This is a genomic window from Bittarella sp. HCP28S3_D9 (assembly GCF_052065655.1).
GTDB lineage: Bacteria > Bacillota > Clostridia > Oscillospirales > Ruminococcaceae > Bittarella > Bittarella massiliensis.
On record NZ_JBQHTP010000009.1, the window covers coordinates 25,287 to 45,941 of the forward strand.

Here is a 20,655-nt window from a genome sequence, read left to right on the forward strand (position 1 = left end):
TGGGCAGATGAACTTTTACCAGACCGTCTACGCCCTGGCCCGACAGATCCCCCGCGGCCGGGTGGCCACCTACGGCCAGCTGGCCCTTCTCGCCGGCAGCCCCCGGGCCTCGCGGGTGGTGGGCGGCGCCATGCGCCGCTGCCCCGCGGGCGCCGGCGTTCCCTGCCACCGGGTGGTGGGGAGAGAGGGCCGCCTGGCGCCGGAGGGGACCTTTGGCCCCCTGGACGAACAGCGCCTCCTGCTGGAGGCGGAGGGGGTCGAAATCACCCCTGACCGGCGGGTGGACCTGCAGAGATACCGCTGGGATGGTACCCTGAAGACCGAATGAGTGCAACCGCTTGAGAGGAGGCGCAGCATGGGGCTGTTTGACAAATTTAAAAAGGGGCTGCAAAAGACCCGGGATTCCTTTGCCGGGGCCCTGGGTGGCATTGCCGCCAGCTTTACCAAAATCGACGAGGACCTCTTCGAGGAGATCGAAGAGACCCTCATCATGGCCGACGTGGGGGTGGACACCTCCCTCAAGATCGTGGAGAAACTGCGGGAGGCCGTCAAGCGCGACCGGGTCACCGACCCCAAGGAGATCCGCCGCTACCTGAAGGGGGTCCTGCTGGACATCCTCCAGGGCGACACCGCTTTGGAGATCACCACCAAGCCCACGGTGCTGCTGGTCATCGGGGTCAACGGGGTGGGCAAGACCACCACCATCGGCAAGCTGGCCGCCCTGCTCAAAAACCAGGGGCACACGGTGCTTTTGAGCGCGGCCGACACCTTCCGCGCCGCGGCCATCGACCAGCTACAGGTCTGGGGGCAGCGCAGCGGCTGCGACGTCATCGCCCACCAGGAGGGGAGCGACCCCGCCGCCGTCATCTACGACGGGGTGGCCGCCGCTAAGGCCCGGGGGGTGGACGTCCTCATCTGCGACACCGCCGGCCGGCTGCACAACAAGAAAAACCTCATGGACGAACTGGCCAAGATCAACCGGGTCATTGACCGGGAGGCCGCCGACAGCAAGAAGGAGACCTTCTTGGTGCTCGACGCCACCACCGGCCAGAACGGGGTCAACCAGGCCAAGCAGTTTATGGAGGTCACCGATCTGACCGGCATCGTTCTCACCAAGCTCGACGGCACCGCCAAGGGCGGGGTGGTGGTGGCCATCAAGGACCAGTTGGGCCTGCCGGTGCGGTATATCGGGGTGGGGGAGCAGATCGACGACCTGCAGCCCTTTGACGCCCAGACCTTTGTGGACGCCCTCTTCTGCGAGGAGTAGCGCCCCAGACGACAACAAATAGGAGGACAGAGGCTGTGAAATTGCTCATCGCCACCAACAACGACAAAAAGGTGCGGGAGTTCCACCGCATCCTGGAGCCCTACGGGGTGGAGTGCGTCTCTTTAAAGGAGGCCGGCATCCGCCAGGAGATCGAGGAGACCGGCACCACCTTTGAAGAGAACTCCCGCATCAAGGCCCAGACCATCTGCGACTTGACCGGCCTGCCGGCGGTGGCCGACGACAGCGGCCTGTCGGTGGACTGCTTGGACGGCGCGCCGGGGGTCTACTCGGCCCGCTACGCCGGGGAGAACGCCACCGACGACGAGAATGTGGACAAACTGCTGGCGGCCCTCCAAGACGTCCCCGACGAGGGGCGCACCGCCCGCTTTGTCAGCGTCATCACCATCGTCTTCCCCGACGGGCGCAGCTTTCACACCCGGGGCGAGTGCGTGGGGCAGATTGCCCACCAGCGCATCGGCTACAACGGCTTTGGCTACGACCCCATCTTCCAGGTGGGGGAGGGGCGGAGCTTTGCCAGCATCCCCCCCGAGGAGAAGGACGCCATGAGCCACCGGGGCAAGGCCCTGCGGCTCTTTGTGGAAGAGCTGAAAAAATACCTGTGAGCCGCGCCGCCGGCCCGGCCCGTGAGAGATAGAGAGGAACAGCGACCATGTTGACAAGCAAACAGAGAGCGTATTTGAAGGGCCGCGCCAACGGCCTGGACACCATCGTCCAAATCGGCAAGAATGGGGTCGAGCCGGCGGTCACCAAGCAGGTGGCAGACGCCCTGGCCTCCCGGGAGCTGATCAAGGGCCGGGTGCTGGAAAACAGCCCCTACACCCCCCGCGAGGCGGCGGCCGAGCTAGCCGAGTACACCAAGAGCGAGGTGGTGCAGGTCATCGGCACCAAGTTCATCCTCTTCAAGCAGAAGAAAAAGGACTCCGCCTATACCCTGTAGGGCGAGGGAGGACGCGAGCGAGATGGATACGGCGATTTTTGGCGGCACCTTCAACCCGCCCCATCGGGGGCACACCCTGCTGGTGGGGGCCATCTGCCGGGCGCTGGGCCTTGCGCGCTGCGTTGTGGTGCCCACCTTTCAGCCCCCCCACAAGGCCCCGGCGGCGGGGGCCAGCCCCGCCCAGCGGCTGGAGATGGCCGCCCTCTGCGACTGGGGGGTCCCGGTGGAGATCAGCGACGTGGAATTGCGCCGGGGCGGGCGGAGTTACACCTTCGACACCCTGGCGGAATTCCACCGCCGCTGGCCCGAAGACCGGCTCTTCTTCCTCATGGGCAGCGACATGCTCTTGAGTTTTCGCCAGTGGCACCGCTACCGGGAGCTGCTGGGGATGGCGACCTTCTGCGTGGCCCCGCGGCGGGAGGACGACCGCGCCGCCCTGCAGGGGGCGGCCGACTCCCTGCGGGCCGAGGGGGGGACCTTCCTGCTGGTGGACGCCCCCCCGCTGGAGGTCTCCTCCACCTGGCTGCGGGCCCGGCTTGCGGCCGGGGAGGACGTGTCGGACTATTTGGACCCGGCGGTGCTGCGCTACATCGAGGAGCGCCGCCTCTACCGAGGGGAGGATGGAAAGTGAACCCCTATAAACCCTACCGCGAGTACGTCAAGGCCCACCTCTCCGACGAGCGCTACCGCCACACCAAAAACGTGGTGGAGCAGGCCGGCGCCCTGGCGCGGCACCACGGGGCCGACGAGGATGTCTGTCTGCAGGCGGCCTGGCTGCACGACTGCATGAAGGAGGAAAGCCTGGACACTTTGTTGCATTGGTGCAGAGAGTTTGCTATAATAAACAATGCCTTGGCCCGCAGCAGCCGCGCGCTGCTGCACGGGCCGGCGGCGGCAGCTTTTGCCAGGGAGCACTTCGGCGTCGCCGATGCCCGGGTGCTCGACGCCATCTTCTACCACACCACCGGCCGGCCCAACATGTCGGCGGAGGAGGAGATCGTCTTTCTGGCGGACATGACCGGCCCCGAGCGGACCTTCGCCGGGGTGGAGCAGCTGCGACAGCTCTGTTTTACCGATTTAAACCGCGCTATGGCCTGGGCCCTACAGAACAATTTGCTCTACCTGGCCCAGAGGGGCCGCCCCATCTTCGAGGGGTCGGTCACGGCGTATAACCACTACATCAAGGGAGAGTAACATGGCAAAGAGGATGCGGGAGACCCCCCACAAAGGCAAGAAGACCGGCAGCAGAAAAAAGAAGATCGCGCTCATCGTCACCACGGTGGTTTTGGCCCTGGTGATAGCGGGGGGAACAGCGGTGTACGTGCTGCTGCACTCCAACCTCTTCGGCGGCGCGGACATGTCCGAATACGGCAACTCGCAGGCGGTGCAGGAGAAGTCGGTGAACATCCTCATCGTCGGCACCGACAATGACACCTCCCGCCCCGAATACGCCGATCACGAACTCACCGACGTCATCATGGTGGTCAACTTCAATATGGAGGACGGGACCGCCCACATCCTGCAGATCCCGCGGGACACCTACGTGGGCGACAACATCCCCTCGGGCAAGATCAACGCCGTCTTCTCCCGCGGGGAGAACAAGGACAAGCACATCCTCAACCTGGTCAACTACATCACCACCCAGTACCAGCTGCCCATCGACCACTACATCACCATCACCATGCAGACCTTCATCGACGCGGTGGACGCCATCGGCGGCATCGAGATGAACGTCCCCTACGACGTGACCATTGTCGAGGAGGGGCTTGAAATCAAGGCCGGCCAGCAGACCCTGAGCGGCGAGCAGGCCCAGTGCTTTGTCCGCTCCCGCGAACTCTACGCCGAGGGCGATTTGGGCCGGGTCAAGGCCCAGCGGCTCTTCATCGCCGCGGGGATGGAGAAGATCACCAAGCTCTCCACCAACGAGATGATCAAGCTGGTGGGGCTGTGCTACGACAAGGTCGAGACCGACCTGACCGGCGCCGACATCCTGAACTACGCCCAGAAGGCATCCAAACTGGACCTCTCGCAAGTCGAGATGTACATGGTGCCCGGCGAGCCCGCCTACTCCAAGGCGGGGCTGTCCATCTACTCGGTGCACAAGGAGGAGCTGGCAAACCTCCTCAACGAGAAGTTTCGCCCCCACACCGAGGCGGTGCCGGCCGAAGAGCTGACCTGCCCCGAGGTGGCCAACTCCTCTTCCTGGTACGACAAAAACGGCAACACCATCGACGACCTGTTGGGAGGGGCCAAGCCGGGCAAAGACACCATTTCCGGCAAGGAGAGCAGCAGTTCGGCCGCCTCCTCCAGCTCCTCCAGCGGCAAGTAAAGACCAACTGATAAAAAGGGAGCAGAGAATGACTGCAAGAGAGATCGCCGCACTGGCTGTGCAGGCACTAGAAGACAAAAAAGCCGGGGACATCAAGGTCCTCGACATCTCCAAAGTGTCCACCCTGGGGGACTATTTCGTCCTCTGCGAGGGCACCAGCACCACCCAGGTGAAGGCCCTGGCCGACCAGGTGGATTTCTTCCTGGGGCAAAACGGGGTGGAGCCGGACCGGATCGAGGGCTACCAGTCCGCCGGGTGGATCGTCTTGGACTACGGCGACGTGATCGTCCACGTCTTTCATAAAGAGTCCCGCGAGTTCTACGGGCTCGAGCGGCTCTGGGCTGACGGCAAGCCGGTGGCCATTGACGAACTGAAAAAATAAGGCAGCCAAAAGCCGCGGGAGACCGCGGCCTTTGGGGCGTTTTGAGGGAGGATACAGCGTTGAGCTACGATTTCAAACAGATCGAAAAGAAATGGCAGGACCGGTGGGACGAGGAGAATGTCTTTGCCGCCACCACCGACTTTTCCAAACCCAAGTTTTACCCCCTGGTGGAGTTCCCCTACCCCTCGGGGCAGGGCCTGCACGTGGGGCACCCCCGCAGCTACACCGCGCTGGACATCGTGGCGCGCAAGCGCCGGCTGGAGGGGTACAACGTCCTCTACCCCATGGGGTGGGACGCCTTTGGCCTGCCCACCGAGAACTACGCCCTCAAAACCGGCATCCACCCCGAGATCGTCACGGCCAAAAATATCGCCCACTTCAAAGAGCAGCTCAAGTCCCTGGGCCTCTCCTTTGACTGGAACCGGGAGGTCAACACCACCGACCCCAGCTACTACAAGTGGACCCAGTGGATCTTCCTGCAGCTGTACAAGCGGGGGCTGGCCTACAAAAAGGAGATGGCCGTCAACTTCTGCACCTCCTGCAAGGTGGTGCTGGCCAACGAAGAGGTGGTCGGCGGCGTCTGCGAGCGCTGCGGGGGCGAGGTCATCCGCCAGGTCAAGAGCCAGTGGATGCTGAAGATCACCGAGTACGCCCAGCGGCTGATCGACGATTTGGAAGAGGTCAACTACATCGACCGGGTCAAGAGCTCCCAAATCAACTGGATCGGCCGCTCCACCGGCGCCGAGGTGGACTTCACCACCACCGCCGGTGAGAAGCTGACCGTCTACACCACCCGCCCCGACACCCTGTTTGGGGCCACCTATATGGTCCTCTCCCCCGAGCACCCCTACATCGACCAGTGGGCCGGGCAGATCACCAACATGCCCGCGCTGCTGGAGTACCGCGAGAAGGCGGCCCGCAAGTCCGACTTTGAGCGCACCGAGATGCAAAAGGAGAAGACCGGCGTCGAGATCCAGGGGGTGCGGGCCATCAACCCGGTCAGCGGCAAGGAGATCCCCATCTTCATCTCCGACTACGTGCTCATGAGTTACGGCACCGGCGCCATCATGGCGGTGCCCGCCCACGACACCCGCGACTACGACTTTGCCAAGGCCTTTGACCTGCCCATCGTCGAGGTGGTGGCCGGCGGCGACGTGGAGAAAGAGGCGTTCACCGACTGCGCCACTGGGGTGATGGTCAACTCCGGCTTCCTGGACGGCATGAAGGTGGAGGAGGCCAAGAAGGCCATCATCGCCTGGCTGGAAAAAGAGGGCAAGGGCCACCCCAAGGTCAACTTCAAGCTGCGCGACTGGGTCTTCAGCCGCCAGCGCTACTGGGGCGAGCCCATCCCCATGGTCTACTGCGAGAAGTGCGGCTGGGTGCCGCTGCCCGAGTCCGAATTGCCCCTGAAACTGCCCGAGGTGGCCGACTTCCACCAGACCGAGGACGGGCAGTCCCCCCTGGCCAAGCTCGACGACTGGGTCAACACCACCTGCCCCCACTGCGGCGGGCCCGCCAAGCGGGAGACCGACACCATGCCCCAGTGGGCGGGTTCCTCCTGGTACTTCCTGCGCTACTGCGACCCCCACAACGATCAGGAGATCGCCAGCAAAGAGGCGCTGGAGTACTGGCTGCCGGTGGACTGGTACAACGGGGGGATGGAGCACACCACCCTGCACCTGCTCTACTCCCGCTTCTGGCACAAGTTCCTCTACGACATCGGGGTGGTCCCCACCAAGGAGCCCTATGCCAAGCGCACCAGCCACGGCATGATTTTGGGCGAGAACGGGGAGAAGATGTCCAAGTCCCGCGGCAACGTGGTCAACCCCGACGACATCGTCGACCAGTACGGGGCCGACACCATGCGGCTGTACGAGATGTTCATCGGCGACTTTGAGAAGGCCGCCCCCTGGAGCGCCGACTCCATCAAGGGCTGCAGCCGGTTTTTGGACCGGGTCTGGGGGCTCTCCAAGCTGCTCATCCCGGGCGAGGGCTACTCCAAAGAGCTGGAGGTCAGCTTCCACAAGACCATCAAAAAGGTGACCGAGGACATCGAGAACCTCAAGTTCAACACCGCCATCGCCGCCATGATGGCCCTCATCAACGAGATCTACGCCAAGAAGGGGATCACCAAGGACGAGCTGCACGACTTCCTGGTCATCCTCAACCCCTTTGCCCCCCACCTCACCGAGGAGATGTACGAGAAGCACGGCTTTGGCCCCATGCTGGCCAAGGAGAAGTGGCCGCTCTTCGACGAGAGCAAGTGCGTCGACGAGACGGTGGAGCTGGCGGTGCAGGTCAACGGCAAGGTGCGGGCCAAGATCGTGGTGCCGGTCAACTGCGACAAGGAGACCGCCATCCAGATCGCCAAGGACAACGCCGCCATCGCCGAGGCGCTGGTGGGGAAGATGCCCATCCGCGAGATCTACGTCCCCGGCCGGCTGGTGAACATCGTTATCAAATAGGGAGTTTTTTGCTGGAAACCGCTTGCTTTTTGAATTTTTCCAACTTGCCCCCTGCAAGCTATTGACAGCCCTTGGCAGGGCATTGTATAATAGTCTCTGTTATACAAGTTGCGCCTGCCGGTACAACTTGTAGCGGCCAGGTCCACGGGCGAGAGCCCTGGGCGGCGGCATCTTACGGGGCGGTCCCTGCGGGGGCGCAGCGCCGTAAACTCCTGCCGCATGGCGGAGGGAGGGGAAGTAAATGTCGGAAATTCGCGTCAAAGACAATGAGAGCTTGGACAACGCGCTGCGGCGGTTCAAACGCCAGTGCGCCAAATCGGGTGTCTTGCAGGAGGTTCGCAAACGTGAGCACTACGAGAAGCCCTCTGTAAAACGCAAAAAGAAATCCGAAGCGGCTCGCAAGCGCAAATTCAAAAAGAGATAAGCTTGCAGGTCCATCGGTACGGCGAACAAAAGATAAAAGCGGGCTTTGCAGCCCGCTTTTTCATTTGCTGGCTTCAATTTCTTTGCAATTTTGAAACAATTTTTTGAGATACTAAAAAGGCGGCCGCGGCCGCCCGAAAGGGGGAGCGAGCAGGTGCTGAGACCGGACTACATGCAAAAGAGCGTGCAGGGGGTGACCCTGCAATTTCTGAAGGCCGCCGGCATCGGCGGGCTGATCGTCGACATCGACAACACCCTTGCCAAACACGACGACCCCACCCCGGCGCCGGGGGCGCGCGAATGGGTCGAGGCCATGCGGGCGGGGGGGATCAAACTCTGCATCATCTCCAACAATGGGGAGGAGCGGGTGCGCCCCTTTGCCCAGCTGCTGGGCCTGCCCTATGTCCACAGCGCCAAAAAGCCCCTGCCGAAGAGCTACCGCCGGGCGGTGGCGCTGTTGGGGCTGCCCCGGGAGGCCTGCGCCATGGTGGGCGACCAGCTCTTCACCGACATGCTGGGGGGGAACATCGCCGGGGTCAAGACCATTTTGGTCAACCCCATCGACGAGCAGGAGCTGGCGCAGATCCAGTTCAAGCGCAAGCTGGAACGGCTGTTCATCAAGCGGGAGGAGGACTGAAATGGCGGCAAAATTCGGCCCGGCGGGCAATTCCCAGAGCTTTAAAGACCAGGGGTACAAGGCCACCATCCAGGCCCCCGGCTATGTGGAGAAGATGGGCCTTGACTGCTACGAGTACCAGTGCGGCCACGGGGTGCGCATCAGCCCCGAGGCGGCGGCCGCCTTTGGCAAAAAGGCAGTGGAGCACGGCATCTCCCTCTCCCTGCACGCCCCCTACTACATCTCCCTCTCCTCGGTGGAGGAGGAGAAGCGCCAGAAGTCGGTGGAGTACATCCTCCAGAGTGTCCGCGCCGCCGCCGGCATGGGGGCTGACCGGGTGGTGGTCCACTCCGGCTCCTGCTCGAAAATCAGCAGGGAGGAGGCCCTGGCCCTGGCCGGCGACACCCTGCAGCGGGCCCTGGCGGCCATGGACGAGGAGGGGCTGGGCCACGTCCACCTCTGCCCCGAGACCATGGGGAAGATCAACCAGTTGGGCACCCTGGACGAGGTGCTCTCCCTCTGCTGTCTCGACGAGCGGCTGATCCCCTGTATCGACTTTGGCCACCTCAACGCCCGCACCCTGGGCGGCGTCGCCCAGAAGAGCGATTACGAGGCCATCCTGCTGGCGGTGGGGGAGCGGCTGGGAGAGGGGCGGATGAAGGGATTTCACGCCCACTTCTCCAAGATCCAGTACACCGAAAAGGGGGGCGAAAAGGCCCACCTGACCTTTGCCGACACCGTTTACGGCCCCGCCTATGAGCCGCTGATGGAGCTCATCTGCCAGTACGGCAGCAGCCCCACCTTCATTTGTGAGTCCGCCGGCACCCAGGCCGAGGACGCCCGCACCATGAAAGACTACTACCGCTCCCTGCAAAAGTGAGCTCTGTCCCGCCCGGCAGGGCGGAAAAAATAAAGAGGGGTGGATCCACGTGAAAAAGACCATTGCCATCATCAACGGGCCCAACATGAACCTTTTGGGGGTGCGGGAACCGGGCCACTACGGGCTGGAAAATTTGCAGACCGTGGAGGAGTCCTGCCGCCAGAAATGCGCCGAGCTGGGGCTTTCCTGCATCTGTTTTCAGGCAAACGGCGAGGGCGAGCTCATCGACTTCATCCACCGGGGCCTGACCGACTTTCAGGGGATCGTCATCAACCCTGGCGCCTACACCCATTACAGCTACGCCATCCGCGACGCGCTGGCCGCCGTCAAGCTGCCGGCGGTGGAGGTGCACATCTCCAACGTCCACCAGCGGGAGGAGTTTCGCCACCGCTCGGTGACCGCCCCGGTCTGCGTGGGCCAAATCTGCGGCCTGGGCACCCAGGGCTATCTGCTGGCCATCGAGGCCCTGGCGGGGAGGGTGTAGCCATGCGCGTCTGTGAACTGCTGCCCCAGGGCATTGACGCCGCCCTGGTGGACGATGAGAAGAACCGCCAGTACCTCACCGGGGTCCGCTCCTCGGCGGGCACCGTCGTCGTCACCCGGGAGGAGACCTACCTGATCATCGACTTTCGCTACATCGAGATGGCCCGGGCCGCCGCGCGGGATTGTCAGGTGCTCTTGCAGGACAAACTCTGCGCCCAGATCGGCGAGTTGTTTGCCCGACATGGAGTCCGGTCCTACGGGGTGGTGGACTCCCTCTGCTCCCTGTCGAAGGCCCGCGGGTGGATGGAGAAACTCCCCGCCCAGCTGGTGGACGGCAGCGGCTTTGAAGAGGTGCTGGGCGGCCTGCGGATGCGCAAGAGCGCCGCTGAGATCGCCAAGATAAAGGCCGCCCAGGCCCTCACCGACGAGGCCTTCCAGCACATTCTCGGCCACATCGCCCCGGGGAAGACCGAGCGGGAGATCGCCCTGGAGATGGAGTTTTTCATCCGCCGTCAGGGGGCCGAAGGGGTCTCCTTCGACTTCATCGTGGTGGGGGGGCAAAACTCCTCCAAGCCCCACGGGGTGCCGGGGGACTACGCGCTGCAGGCGGGCGATTTCCTCACCATGGACTTTGGCTGCACGGTGGACGGCTACTGCAGCGACATGACCCGCACCGTGGCCCTGGGGAAAGTCAGCGAAAAACAGCGCCAGATCTACGACATCGTTCTCAAGGCCAACGAGATCGGCATTGCCGCCGCCCAGGCGGGTGTCGTCTGCGAGGAGGTCGACCGGGCCAGCCGGGACTACATCGCCTCCTTCGGCTACGGGGCCCAATTCGGCCACGGCCTGGGCCACGGGGTGGGGCTGGACATCCACGAGGAGCCCCGCTTTTCGCCCGGCTGCAAGACCGCCCTCGAAGAGGGGATGGTCATCACCGTGGAGCCGGGCATCTACCTGCCCGGCGAGTTCGGGGTGCGCATCGAGGACATGGTGGTCATCACCCCCCAGGGGACCGAGGACATCACCCACTCCCCCAAGGAGCTGCTCCTCCTCTAACCCCCGGCGCCAGGCGGAAAAAGAACTTGAAAAATAGACGGTGATAGGATAGAATGGATAAGAACTAATGATTTGGAGGATGGATCATGATTTCTGCGGGAGATTTTCGCAACGGAGTTACTTTTGAGATGGACGGCACCGTCGTGCAGGTAGTGGAATTTCAGCACGTAAAACCCGGCAAGGGGGCCGCCTTCGTCCGCACTAAAATTAAAAACGTCATCACCGGCGGGGTTTTGGAGAAGACCTTCAACCCCAACGACAAATACCCCACCGCCTTTATCGACCGGCGGGACATGCAGTACCTGTACAACGACGGCGACCTCTACTACTTCATGGATGAGGAGACCTACGAGCAGCTGCCCATCAACAAGTCTATCCTCAGCGACAACTTCAAGTTTGTCAAAGAGAACACCGTGGTCAAGGTGCTGTCCTACAAGGGCAACGTCTTTGGCGTTGAGCCCCCCTTCTTTGTCGAGCTGGAGATCACCAAGACCGACCCCGGCTTCAAGGGCAACACCGCCACCAACACCCTGAAAGAGGCCACGCTGGAGACTGGCGCCGAGATCCGCGTCCCCCTCTTCCTCAGCGAGGGCGACCGCATCCGCATCGACACCCGCACCGGCGAGTACATGGAGAGAGCGTAGGACAGAACCACTCTGCCCGCCCGCTCTTTCCCCAATTGATTTGAATAGGAGAGACAAGCTATGACCATCGGCGAAAAAGTATCCTACCTGAAGGGCCTCATCGAGGGGCTGGACATCGACAAGGGCAAAAAGGAGTCCAAGATCATCCTGGCGATGGTCGACATCATCGAGGACCTGGCTCTGACTGTCGACGACATCGAGGAAGACCTGGACGAAGTGATGGACTTCGTGGAGGAGCTGGACGAGGATCTCTCCGATGTGGAGGACGACCTCTACGGCGACGAAGACGACGATGATGACTGTTGCTGCGATGAGCCCATGTACGAAGTGACCTGCCCCACCTGCGGCGAGACCATCTATGTCGACGAGGACACCCTGACCGACGTGGGTTCCATGCCCTGCCCCAACTGTGGCGAGGAGCTGGAACTGGACACCGACTTCGCCTTTGACGACGAAGAGGAGTGCGGCTGCTGCGATTGCGGCTGCGACCACGAGGAGAAGGAGTAGCCCCCTTCAAGCGACTGCGATCGAGAGCTGCCCGGTGTGTGCCGGGCGGCTCTCTTTTTTTCTTTTGCCGGGCCGGCGCCGCCCGCCCGACATACACTGTACCAGCGGCCGCGAAAGGCCGCAGAGAGGAGGGGAGACCCTGTGATGAGCGCACTGACTGCCCGCGCGAAAAAGCGGCGCAAGGGGTTCCCCCTTCGCCGCCCCTGGGGGCGATGTCTCCGCCCGTGACAGCCGCCGTCAACCGGCCGCCGCCTGTTCGGCGCGGCCCGCTGCCACAGGAGGAAAGTTCCATTGAAATGGCTTGAAGACGCCCGCTCCATCTTAAAAAAAGACCCCGCTGCCAGAAGTCTGGCCGAGGTCATCTTGCTCTATCCCGGCTACCACGCCCTGTTGTGGTACCGGCTCGCCCACCGCCTCTACCGGCGGCAACACTTCTTTCTCGCCCGGCTGTTCAGCCAGCTGGGGCGGAGTTTTACCGGCATTGAGATCCATCCCGGGGCCCAGATCGGCCGCGGCCTCTTCATCGACCACGGGGCCGGGGTGGTCATCGGCGAGACCGCCGTGGTGGGGGACAACTGCACCATCTACCACGGGGTCACCCTGGGAGGCACCGGCAAGGGGGAGGGCAAGCGCCACCCCACTGTGGGCAACGACGTGTTGCTGGGGGCCGGTGTCAAGGTGCTGGGCCCCATCGAGATCGGGGACGGCAGCCGCATTGGTGCGGGCAGTGTGGTGCTGCGCCCGGTGCCGGCCGGGGCCACCGCCATCGGCATTCCCGCCGCGGTGGTCCGCCAAAACGGCCGCCGGGTCGGCCCGCCCGCCAGCGAGGCCCTCAACCAGCGGGACTACCCCGACTTGCTGCACAACCAGTTGGCCCACCTGGCCCGCCGCCTCGACCGGCTGGAGGGGGAGTGTGGCCGGGGGAGGAGTGCCCGCTGACCGGCTGCCCCATTTCAAATGCTGCCGCCGGCGATTTTGCCGGGGCCACCGGCGGTCTGTTCACTGCCGCCGGTCGGCTGCCATAGGGCCGGGGACATACCGTTCGCCGGTATGCCGCTTTTCTCTGCAGGGCGGGAAAAGCACAGCCTTTTCCTGCGCGCAGGCGCTTTGCCCGCGGGCGAGAGGAGCATTCTGCAAAAGAGCCCTCTTACCTGCGGCGCAGGACCGGAGCGGGAGAGGGGATGGGCTTGCCGGTCGACGGAGTGCGCGGGCGCTGCCATCGCGATTTTGCGGTGTGTCTCCGGCCCGACCACCAGCGCCGTCCAGCCAGTTTTGGGCCAGATGGTGTCCCTCTGCCTCGGTGCAGGGGGGAGCAATGCCGAGAGCTGTGTTGCAGAAGAATAGTTGTTCCCCGCTCTTTTGTCACCCGTAAAAAGGAGGGACAAAGGGAAGCAGGGGAGGAGAGAAGAAGTGGCCGGTCAAATGAGGGCACTTAGACGCCGCTGTCCGCAAGTCCAGCTCCCGCGGGGTATTGGCCTGCCTGTCAGCGCGATTTGGCTGGTTTTCCGGCCCACCGGTGTCCCTCCGCCTCGGCACAGAGGGAGTGCACAGGTGCCCAGCCGGCGCAGCAGGTAAAGTTGTCCTTGCTTCCCTGCCGCCCACAAGAGGGGGAAGGCAATGCGTCTGCCCGGCGGGGGAGGGAAGACAAAGTTGCCGGTCAAATGAGGGCGCTTAGGCGCTGCCACTGGCGATTTTTTGGCATGCCAGTGGCCTGGTCATCGCCGCTGTTTTGCCCCATTTTCCAACTCGCCGGTGCCCCTTTGCCTCGGTGCAGAAGAAAATGAACAGGGGGAGCAGCAGTTGCAGAAGTGGCAAGATTGTCTCCGCTCCCCTGCCACTCAAAAAGGGCGGGCAATGTGTCTGCCCGGCGGGGGAGGGGAGCTGGCTTGGCCTATGTCAAACCCGTTCCCAATGAAAAGAGAGGGGGGAGCGCGATGCTCCCCCCTCTCTTTTCATTGGGAACGATTTTGCAAACAGGTCCCTCTTGGCTTTCGGTGCGGCAAAAAGGGCGGTCTTTCCCAGCGCGGAATCGGCTACCCCCGCCCGGTGTATTTTTTTGCCTCTTTTTTTACCTTGCCGAAAATCCAGAACCGGCTGACAATGTAGTTGATGGTGGCCGAAAGGGCAGAGGCCCCGATTTTCACCGGGTTTTGGGACAGCCCCAGACCTGAGACCAGCAGCGCCATGATGGCGGTTTCCAGCATACAGGTGCCCAACCGGCAGCTGGCAAAATCCCGCAGCCCCCGCCAGACAGCCCCCGCCCCGCCCCCGCGCTGGCGAAAGACAAACCAGCGGTTGGAGAAGTAGGCCGCCACCACATAGACCACCCAGGCAGCCACGTTGGCGACGGCGTAGTTCCAGCCGCACCAGTTGGCGAGGGCGAAAAAGAGGCAGAGGTTTAAAAAGGCGGTAATGGCCCCCCAGAACACATAGTGGGCAAACTGCCGCCAGTTTTTGACGATGTCGCCAATCAGGGCCCGTATCCAGTGAAGCAACCGCTCTCCCCCCTCTCAAATGGGCGGAAAATACTGGTGCATATGCGCCCTTTCTGTCCTATTTTACACCCAAATGGGGGAAAGGGGAAGGCGAGTGGGAGCGGAATTTCCCATTCGTTGCATATCTTGTATGGTTTTTTGTTTACAATTTGGCCAAATTCACTATTCGTTTCACCACTTTTCACCGCTAAAATAAAAAATGTTACAAAACTGTGACCGACCCGGTGACAAGCCTCTGGGGCCGTGCTATAATGTGTATCAAATCGACGGGGCCCCCAACGGCTTTCGTCAAATTCGATTTAGGAGGAAATCTGATGACAACAATTTGGACACCGCTGTTCTCGTTTGTCGTCTTCGTGGTCGTCTTCGCCCTCGGCGACATCGTGGCAGAGAAAACAAAAGGATTGATATCCGCTATTATCGTGGGGTGCTTTGTCTACCTCGTAGGGTTCTGGACTGGCATTATCCCGGCCACTTCGGTTGCGGATAGTACCCTGCCCGGCATGATGAGTGCCTTCGGCATCGCCGTGCTGCTGGTCAACCTGGGCACCATCCTCGACCTGGAGTCCCTGCTGAGAGAGTGGAAGACTGTTGTCATCGCTCTGATTGGCCTGGTCGGCCTGGCCCTGGTCAGCTTCACCATCTCCACCTGGCTCTTCGGCAAGGAGTACGCCCTCAGCGCCGCCTCCCCCATCGCGGGCGGCCTGATTGCCGGCATCATCACCAATGACGCCGCCGTCGCCGCCGGCAAGCCCGCTCTGGGCGGGTTCGCCATGCTGGTCGTGGCCTTCCAGATGTTCGTCGGCATGCCCATCGCCTCCTTCTGCCTGAAGAAAGAGGCCAATAAGATGGTCAAAAACGGCGTTGTCGCCGAGAGCGCTTCCACCGGCAAGAAAAAGAAGATCAACCTTCGCTTCCTGCCTGAGGGACCCAAATGCCTCAACACCCCCACCGCCATCATCGCCAAGCTGGGCATCGTGGCCTTCATCGCCTATGTTGTGGCCATGCTGACCGTCATCCCCAATTCCAACCCGGTCAACTACATCCTCAACCCCAACGTGGCCTACCTCCTCTTTGGCATCGTCTTCTGTGAGATCGGCTTCCTGAACAAAAACGCCCTGACCAAGGCCGGCGCCTACGGCTTCTTCAGCATCGCCCTGCTGGCGGTCCTGCCCGGCTCCTTCACCTCGGTCACCCCGGCTGCCTTCCTCGACATGATCCTGCCCCTGATCGGCACCCTGGTCATCGGCGCTGTCGGCATCGGCATCTTCGCCATCGTCATGGGCAAACTGCTGGGCTACAGCCCCCTGGTCTCCATTGCCATCGGCATGACCGCCCTCATCGGCTACCCCGGCACCCAGGTCATCACCGACGAGGTCGTCGCCGGCCTGGACGCCAGCGACGAGCAGAAGGCTGCTGTCTCCGCCGTGATCCTGCCCAAGATGCTCGTCGGCGGCTTCACCACCGTCACCATCGCCTCGGTGGTCTTCGCCGGCATCATCTCCCCCTTCATCTTCTCCTAAGGGAAGAGCGGGAGAGCGCGCATTCACAGAAGCGGTTTCTGTTGGGAAAAATTGCGTCTTGTGAGTTTGAAAAGAAGGTTTTGCGAGTTGACCGCCTGCTTTTGCAGGCGGTTCACTTGCAGAAAGGGAGCGCTTTAAACCATTAAAGTGCCCCGGCAATACAACACCGTACAGACGTGCTGTCCACCGGTTTTTCTGGCAGGCAGCCCCTCAAATAAAAAAGGAGTGGATGATTGTGAAAAAAGTGATCAAATGCGGCAAGTTTTTCAGCGCGGTGGACGACAAGGTCCTGGAGAACATCGCCATTGTCATCGACGGCAATAAAATCGAGTCGGTCGGCCCCATCTCCGGGTGCAATTGCGACGGCTGCGAGGTCATCGACCTGTCCGACAAGTTTGTCATGCCCGGCCTGATCGACGCCCATCTGCACACCCTCATGAACGGCGAAGTCACCTGCATGGACGACATGGGCAAAAAGACCATCGGCGACATGACCATCGACAGCATGAAAAACGCCCAGTCCGACCTGATGGCGGGCTTCACCACCGTGCGGGACGAGGGCTCTTACGGCTTTGCCGACATCGCCGTGCGCGACGCCATCAACGCCGGCAAGATCACCGGTCCCAGAATGTTCGTCTCCGGCATCCCCATCGGCACCACCGGCGGCCACTGCGACTCCCACTACAACCCCTACATCACCGGGCAGCACAGCATGGGCCAGGTCATCGACAGTCCTGACGCCGGCCGCAAAGCCGCCCGCTACACCCTGAAATACGGCGCTGACCAGATCAAGGTCATGGCCACCGGCGGCGTCATGTCCATCGGCGACGAGCCCGGCGCCCCCGAGTTCACCTACGAGGAGATGAAGGCCATCCTCGACGTGCCCAACTCCCGCGGCAAGATCTCCACCGCCCACGCCCACGGGGCCGAGGGCATCAAAATCGCCATCCGCGCCGGCATCACCTCCATCGAGCACGGGATGCTGATGGACGAGGAGTGCATGGACATGATGGTCGAGCACGGCACCTACCTGGTCCCCACCATCATCGCCGCCGAGCGGATCGTCGCCATGGGCGTTGAGAACGGCCTGCCGGCCGAGGCGGTGGGCAAGGCCCAGCGCTGCCTGGAGAACCACGGCAAAAACCTGGAGAAATGCCGCGCCAAGGGCGTGAAGATCTGCTTTGGCACCGATGCCGGCACCTACTACAACCGGCACGGCGAGCAGACCCGCGAGTTTGGGCTGATGACCGAGTACGGCAAGTTCCCGGTGGCCGAGTGCCTGATTGCCGCCACCCGCACCAACGCCGAGCTGATGAAGTGGAGCGACAAGGTAGGCACCATCGAGGCCGGCAAGCTGGCCGACGTGGTGGCCTTTGACGAGAGCCCCTTCGATAACATCGAAATCATGAACCACTGCTCCTTTGTCATGAAGGACGGCGTGGTTTACAAGGGCTAAAAATACTGGTATAATCTGATAAGTGGCTGTGTGAGCAGCCACTTATCGTTGCTTTATTCGCTTTCGTGCTTTAAACTGCAATTTGCAACAAATGGCTTGCCTGCGCGATTTTGGCGAACAGAGAGGGAGGAATTCCATGAAAAAAGTGCTCTTTTGCGGCCAGCTCTTTCCCGCCACCGGGGAAGAGGTGCTCCGCGACCAGGCCGTTTTGATCGACGGCGAGACCATCGAGGCGGTGATGCCCCGCGCCCAGTTTGGGGGGGAGGACTACCAGGTCATCGACCTGTCGGACAAATTTGTCACCCCCGGCCTCATCGACGCCCACGTCCACACCAACATCGACGGCGAACTCAACTTTATGGAGCAGATGATCTCCGAGACGGTGGGGACCTGCACCATCCGCTCCCTCTGCAACGCCCGCAGCGACCTGATGGCGGGCTTTACCTCCCTGCGGGACATGGGCTCCTACGGCTTTGCCGACATCGCCCTGCGCGACGGCATCAACGCCGGCAAGGTGGTGGGGCCGCGGATGCTCTGCTCCGGGCTCTGCATCGGCTCCACCGGCGGCCACGCCGACTCCTGGTTCAACCCCTATATCACCGGGATGCACGAGTACGGCTATGTCATCGACGGCCCCGACGAGGCCCGCAAGGCCGCCCGGCTGATGTTCAAGTACGGCGCCGACCAGCTCAAGATCATGGCCACCGGCGGGGTGGGTTCCCCGGGGGAGCCGGGCGCGCCCGAACTCTCCTTTGAGGAGATGAAGGCCATGCTCGACATCGCCAACAGCCGGGGCAAGCTCTCCTCGGCCCACGCCCACGGCGCCCAGGGGATCAAAAACGCCATCCGCGCCGGGGTGGCCACCATCGAGCACGGGATGCTGATGGACGACGAGTGCATCGACCTGATGGCTGCCCACGGCACCTACTTGGTCCCCACCATCATCGCCGGCGACCGCATTGTCGAGTACGGCACCGACGCCGGCATCCCCGCCTCGGCGGTGGAGAAATCGGCCCGCTGCCTGGAAAACCACCAGAGAAACCTGGCCAAGTGCCGGGAGAAGGGGGTCAAAATCGGCTTCGGCACCGACGCCGGTACCTTCTTCAACCACCACGGCGAGCAGACCTATGAGCTGGTGCTGATGGTCCGCTACGGCTTTACCCCCGCCCAGGCCCTGCTGGCGGCCACCAAGGTCAACGCCGAGCTGATGCGCTGGTCCGACCGGGTGGGCACCGTGGAGGCCGGCAAATTTGCCGATTTTGCCGCCTTTGACCAAAACTTGTTGGAACACATCGAAGCGGTGAGCGACTGCTCCTTCGTCATGAAGGGCGGCCAGGTCTGCAAAGGGCAGGCTCCCGCCGAATGACAACTGAGATCGCAAATCCATACATACAGATAAAAGGAGAATGGTAAGATGAAACAAGTCCTGCGCTGCGGCCACCTGTTCGACACCGACACCAAGCAATTCGTCGAGGGGGTCGACCTCTACATCGACGGCAACAAGATCGAGGCCCTGTCCACTGGCGCCCCTCTGAAGGAGGGCTATGAGGTGGTCGACCTGTCGGACAAATACGTCCTGCCCGGCCTCATTGACTGCCACGTCCACGTGAACATGAACGGGGAGCCCGCCACCGACTACATGAGCAAGCAGACCATCGGCGACTCCACCATCACCGCCATCTGCAACGCCCAGTCCGACCTGATGGCCGGCTTCACCACCATCCGCGACGAGGGGTCGGTCTTCTTCACCGACATCGCCGTGCGCGACGCCATCAACGCCGGCAAGATCGACGGCCCGAGAATGTTCTGCTCCGGCATCCCCATCGGCACCACTGGCGGCCACGCCGACAGCAACTTCAACCCCTACATCACCGGCGACACCAGCATGGGCTTCATCATCGACAGCCCCGACGAGGGCCGCAAGGCCGCCCGCAAGGACTTCAAATACGGCGCCGACCAAATCAAATTGATGGCCACCGGCGGCGTCCTCTCCTTTGGCGACGACCCGGGCGCCCCCGAGTTGACCTTTGAGGAGATGAAGGCCGTCATCGACGAGGCCAAGGTCAAGGGCCGCATCACCTCCGCCCACACCCATGGGGCCGAGGGGATCAAGATGGCGGTGCGCGCCGGCATCACCTCGATCGAGCACGGCACCATGGCCGACCAGGAGGCCCACGACCTGATGCTGGAAAACGGCACCTGGCTGGTCCCCACCCTGCAGGCCCCCTGGCACATCATGAAAAACGGCACCCAGATGGGCATTCCCGCCCCCCTGGTGGAGAAGTGCGGAAAGGTGATGGAGACCCATTTTGCCACCTTTGCCCGCGCCTACAAGATGGGCATCAAGATCGCCTTTGGCACCGACACCGGCACCCCCTTTGCCACCCACGGCAGCCAGGCGCTGGAGTTTGAGCTGATGGTGAAACAGGGCATGGACCCGGGCGACGCCATCCTCTCGGCCACCAAGTGGGCCGCCCAGCTCATCCGCTGGGAGGACCGGGTGGGCGCCCTCAAAGAGGGGCTGCTCGCCGACGTGGTGGCTGTGGACAGCGACCCCCTGGCCGACATCACCGCCCTCAAAGCGGTCACCTTTATCATGAAAGACGGCAAGGTCTACAAAAACTAGACATCTACTGAATGTCATAAAGGCGCCGCCCCCATCCTGTAAAAGGGTGAGGGAGGCGCCTTTTAAGGTCCGCTTTTTCTCCTCTTTGTAATGGGGAACCCTGTCGAAAGAATACAGGGGGTAGAGCCCTTGTCGAAACGAAACCACCCGCGTGACTAAGCCATTTATTTCAAAGTTGTAAAGATGCGTCCATCCCTCCAAAATCGACAATCTGCGCCGTTTTCCAGCCCTATAATGAAGCTAAACCAGTCACATCGGGACGGGAAACGTCGCAGACAGCACGAGCTCTGTCAAACCAGAGGGGAATGCGCAACGCCCCCTCGAAAGGAGAAAAAAATGGATGCTTTTGAAAAGGATTTTGGACAGTTTATTGACAGCCTAAAGTACGACGAGTTTGAGGGGATTCTCTTCAACTTGGTGCGGGACGCCTACATGGCCGGTTACCGCAAGGCAGGGGGGACGGTTCCCGCCAACCAGCCGGTCTTTCGCATCATCGCCGACTTTCAGACCAGCAGCCCCCGCCTCTAAAGAGTACATATCCCCGC

The 20,655-nt window shown here is 62.3% G+C and carries 23 protein-coding genes; 22 read left to right on the forward strand and 1 reads right to left on the reverse strand.

The annotated features are described in order from the left end of the window. Window positions 1-7 precede the first annotated feature (7 nt). From ACTNAU_RS06430 to epsC, 17 genes are all read left to right on the forward strand, one after another. On the forward strand, window positions 8-328 hold the full coding sequence (locus tag ACTNAU_RS06430; protein WP_441097912.1) for an MGMT family protein: 321 nt from the start codon (window positions 8-10) through the stop codon (window positions 326-328). Window positions 329-355: 27 nt separating this feature from the next. Continuing rightward, the gene (gene ftsY / locus ACTNAU_RS06435; RefSeq protein WP_441097913.1) at window positions 356-1,267 is read left to right on the forward strand and encodes a signal recognition particle-docking protein FtsY; all 912 of its coding nucleotides are present in this window, start codon (window positions 356-358) and stop codon (window positions 1,265-1,267) included. 35 nt (window positions 1,268-1,302) lie between these two features. Continuing rightward, window positions 1,303-1,890, forward strand: a complete 588-nt coding sequence (locus ACTNAU_RS06440) for an XTP/dITP diphosphatase (protein ID WP_256136334.1) — start codon at window positions 1,303-1,305, stop codon at window positions 1,888-1,890. A 47-nt stretch (window positions 1,891-1,937) separates the two neighbouring features. Further along, window positions 1,938-2,225 carry a YhbY family RNA-binding protein gene (locus ACTNAU_RS06445; protein WP_441097914.1) on the forward strand — a complete coding sequence of 96 codons (288 nt, stop codon included), beginning with the start codon at window positions 1,938-1,940 and terminating at the stop codon, window positions 2,223-2,225. Window positions 2,226-2,247: 22 nt separating this feature from the next. Then, entirely contained in the window at window positions 2,248-2,856 is a 609-nt protein-coding gene (gene nadD, locus ACTNAU_RS06450) for a nicotinate (nicotinamide) nucleotide adenylyltransferase (protein ID WP_185914887.1), read from the forward strand. Further along, window positions 2,853-3,419 carry a bis(5'-nucleosyl)-tetraphosphatase (symmetrical) YqeK gene (gene yqeK / locus ACTNAU_RS06455; RefSeq protein ID WP_441097915.1) on the forward strand — a complete coding sequence of 189 codons (567 nt, stop codon included), beginning with the start codon at window positions 2,853-2,855 and terminating at the stop codon, window positions 3,417-3,419. The genes nadD and yqeK overlap by 4 nt, the downstream gene beginning before the upstream one ends. A 1-nt stretch (window position 3,420) precedes the next feature. Next, window positions 3,421-4,554 carry an LCP family protein gene (locus ACTNAU_RS06460; protein ID WP_185914889.1) on the forward strand — a complete coding sequence of 378 codons (1,134 nt, stop codon included), beginning with the start codon at window positions 3,421-3,423 and terminating at the stop codon, window positions 4,552-4,554. Between the two features lie 28 nt (window positions 4,555-4,582). Beyond that, window positions 4,583-4,936: a ribosome silencing factor gene (gene rsfS / locus ACTNAU_RS06465; protein WP_059004876.1), complete on the forward strand. Its 354-nt coding sequence runs from the start codon at window positions 4,583-4,585 to the stop codon at window positions 4,934-4,936. Between the two features lie 59 nt (window positions 4,937-4,995). Continuing rightward, on the forward strand, window positions 4,996-7,401 hold the full coding sequence (gene leuS, locus ACTNAU_RS06470; protein WP_185914890.1) for a leucine--tRNA ligase: 2,406 nt from the start codon (window positions 4,996-4,998) through the stop codon (window positions 7,399-7,401). 241 nt (window positions 7,402-7,642) lie between these two features. Further along, window positions 7,643-7,825: a 30S ribosomal protein S21 gene (rpsU, locus tag ACTNAU_RS06475; RefSeq protein ID WP_021658453.1), complete on the forward strand. Its 183-nt coding sequence runs from the start codon at window positions 7,643-7,645 to the stop codon at window positions 7,823-7,825. A gap of 153 nt (window positions 7,826-7,978) precedes the next feature. Next, complete coding sequence (locus tag ACTNAU_RS06480; RefSeq protein ID WP_441097916.1) at window positions 7,979-8,461, forward strand: YqeG family HAD IIIA-type phosphatase; 483 nt, start codon at window positions 7,979-7,981, stop codon at window positions 8,459-8,461. A 1-nt stretch (window position 8,462) separates the two neighbouring features. Further along, on the forward strand, window positions 8,463-9,320 hold the full coding sequence (locus ACTNAU_RS06485) for a TIM barrel protein (protein ID WP_216401812.1): 858 nt from the start codon (window positions 8,463-8,465) through the stop codon (window positions 9,318-9,320). Between the two features lie 49 nt (window positions 9,321-9,369). Beyond that, window positions 9,370-9,804 (forward strand): type II 3-dehydroquinate dehydratase, encoded by a 435-nt coding sequence (gene aroQ, locus ACTNAU_RS06490; protein WP_021658450.1) that lies wholly within the window; start codon window positions 9,370-9,372, stop codon window positions 9,802-9,804. Window positions 9,805-9,806: 2 nt separating this feature from the next. Continuing rightward, the gene (locus ACTNAU_RS06495) at window positions 9,807-10,859 is read left to right on the forward strand and encodes an aminopeptidase P family protein (protein WP_441097917.1); all 1,053 of its coding nucleotides are present in this window, start codon (window positions 9,807-9,809) and stop codon (window positions 10,857-10,859) included. 86 nt (window positions 10,860-10,945) lie between these two features. Next, window positions 10,946-11,503, forward strand: a complete 558-nt coding sequence (efp, locus tag ACTNAU_RS06500; RefSeq protein WP_021658448.1) for an elongation factor P — start codon at window positions 10,946-10,948, stop codon at window positions 11,501-11,503. A 60-nt stretch (window positions 11,504-11,563) separates the two neighbouring features. After that, window positions 11,564-12,010, forward strand: a complete 447-nt coding sequence (locus ACTNAU_RS06505; protein ID WP_441097918.1) for a CD1247 N-terminal domain-containing protein — start codon at window positions 11,564-11,566, stop codon at window positions 12,008-12,010. Window positions 12,011-12,301: 291 nt separating this feature from the next. After that, entirely contained in the window at window positions 12,302-12,949 is a 648-nt protein-coding gene (epsC, locus tag ACTNAU_RS06510) for a serine O-acetyltransferase EpsC (RefSeq protein WP_185914894.1), read from the forward strand. 1,094 nt (window positions 12,950-14,043) lie between these two features. Here epsC and ACTNAU_RS06515 read toward each other — a convergent pair. Then, the gene (locus ACTNAU_RS06515; protein WP_441097919.1) at window positions 14,044-14,505 is read right to left on the reverse strand and encodes a GtrA family protein; all 462 of its coding nucleotides are present in this window, start codon (window positions 14,503-14,505) and stop codon (window positions 14,044-14,046) included. A 314-nt stretch (window positions 14,506-14,819) separates the two neighbouring features. Here ACTNAU_RS06515 and ACTNAU_RS06520 point away from each other — a divergent pair, with 314 nt between their 5' ends. The 5 genes from ACTNAU_RS06520 (at window position 14,820) to ACTNAU_RS06540 (ending at window position 20,638) form a co-directional block, all read left to right on the forward strand. Beyond that, window positions 14,820-16,028 (forward strand): hypothetical protein, encoded by a 1,209-nt coding sequence (locus tag ACTNAU_RS06520; protein WP_185914896.1) that lies wholly within the window; start codon window positions 14,820-14,822, stop codon window positions 16,026-16,028. A gap of 235 nt (window positions 16,029-16,263) precedes the next feature. Next, on the forward strand, window positions 16,264-17,484 hold the full coding sequence (locus ACTNAU_RS06525) for a metal-dependent hydrolase family protein (RefSeq protein WP_185914897.1): 1,221 nt from the start codon (window positions 16,264-16,266) through the stop codon (window positions 17,482-17,484). A gap of 136 nt (window positions 17,485-17,620) precedes the next feature. Further along, window positions 17,621-18,850, forward strand: a complete 1,230-nt coding sequence (locus tag ACTNAU_RS06530; protein WP_441097920.1) for an amidohydrolase family protein — start codon at window positions 17,621-17,623, stop codon at window positions 18,848-18,850. A gap of 48 nt (window positions 18,851-18,898) precedes the next feature. Further along, window positions 18,899-20,110, forward strand: coding sequence for a metal-dependent hydrolase family protein (locus tag ACTNAU_RS06535; RefSeq protein ID WP_256136340.1), 1,212 nt, complete (start codon window positions 18,899-18,901; stop codon window positions 20,108-20,110). Window positions 20,111-20,446: 336 nt separating this feature from the next. Beyond that, a complete protein-coding gene (locus tag ACTNAU_RS06540) occupies window positions 20,447-20,638 on the forward strand; it encodes a hypothetical protein (protein ID WP_021658439.1) in 192 nt (63 codons plus the stop codon). The last annotated feature ends 17 nt before the right edge of the window (window positions 20,639-20,655 follow it).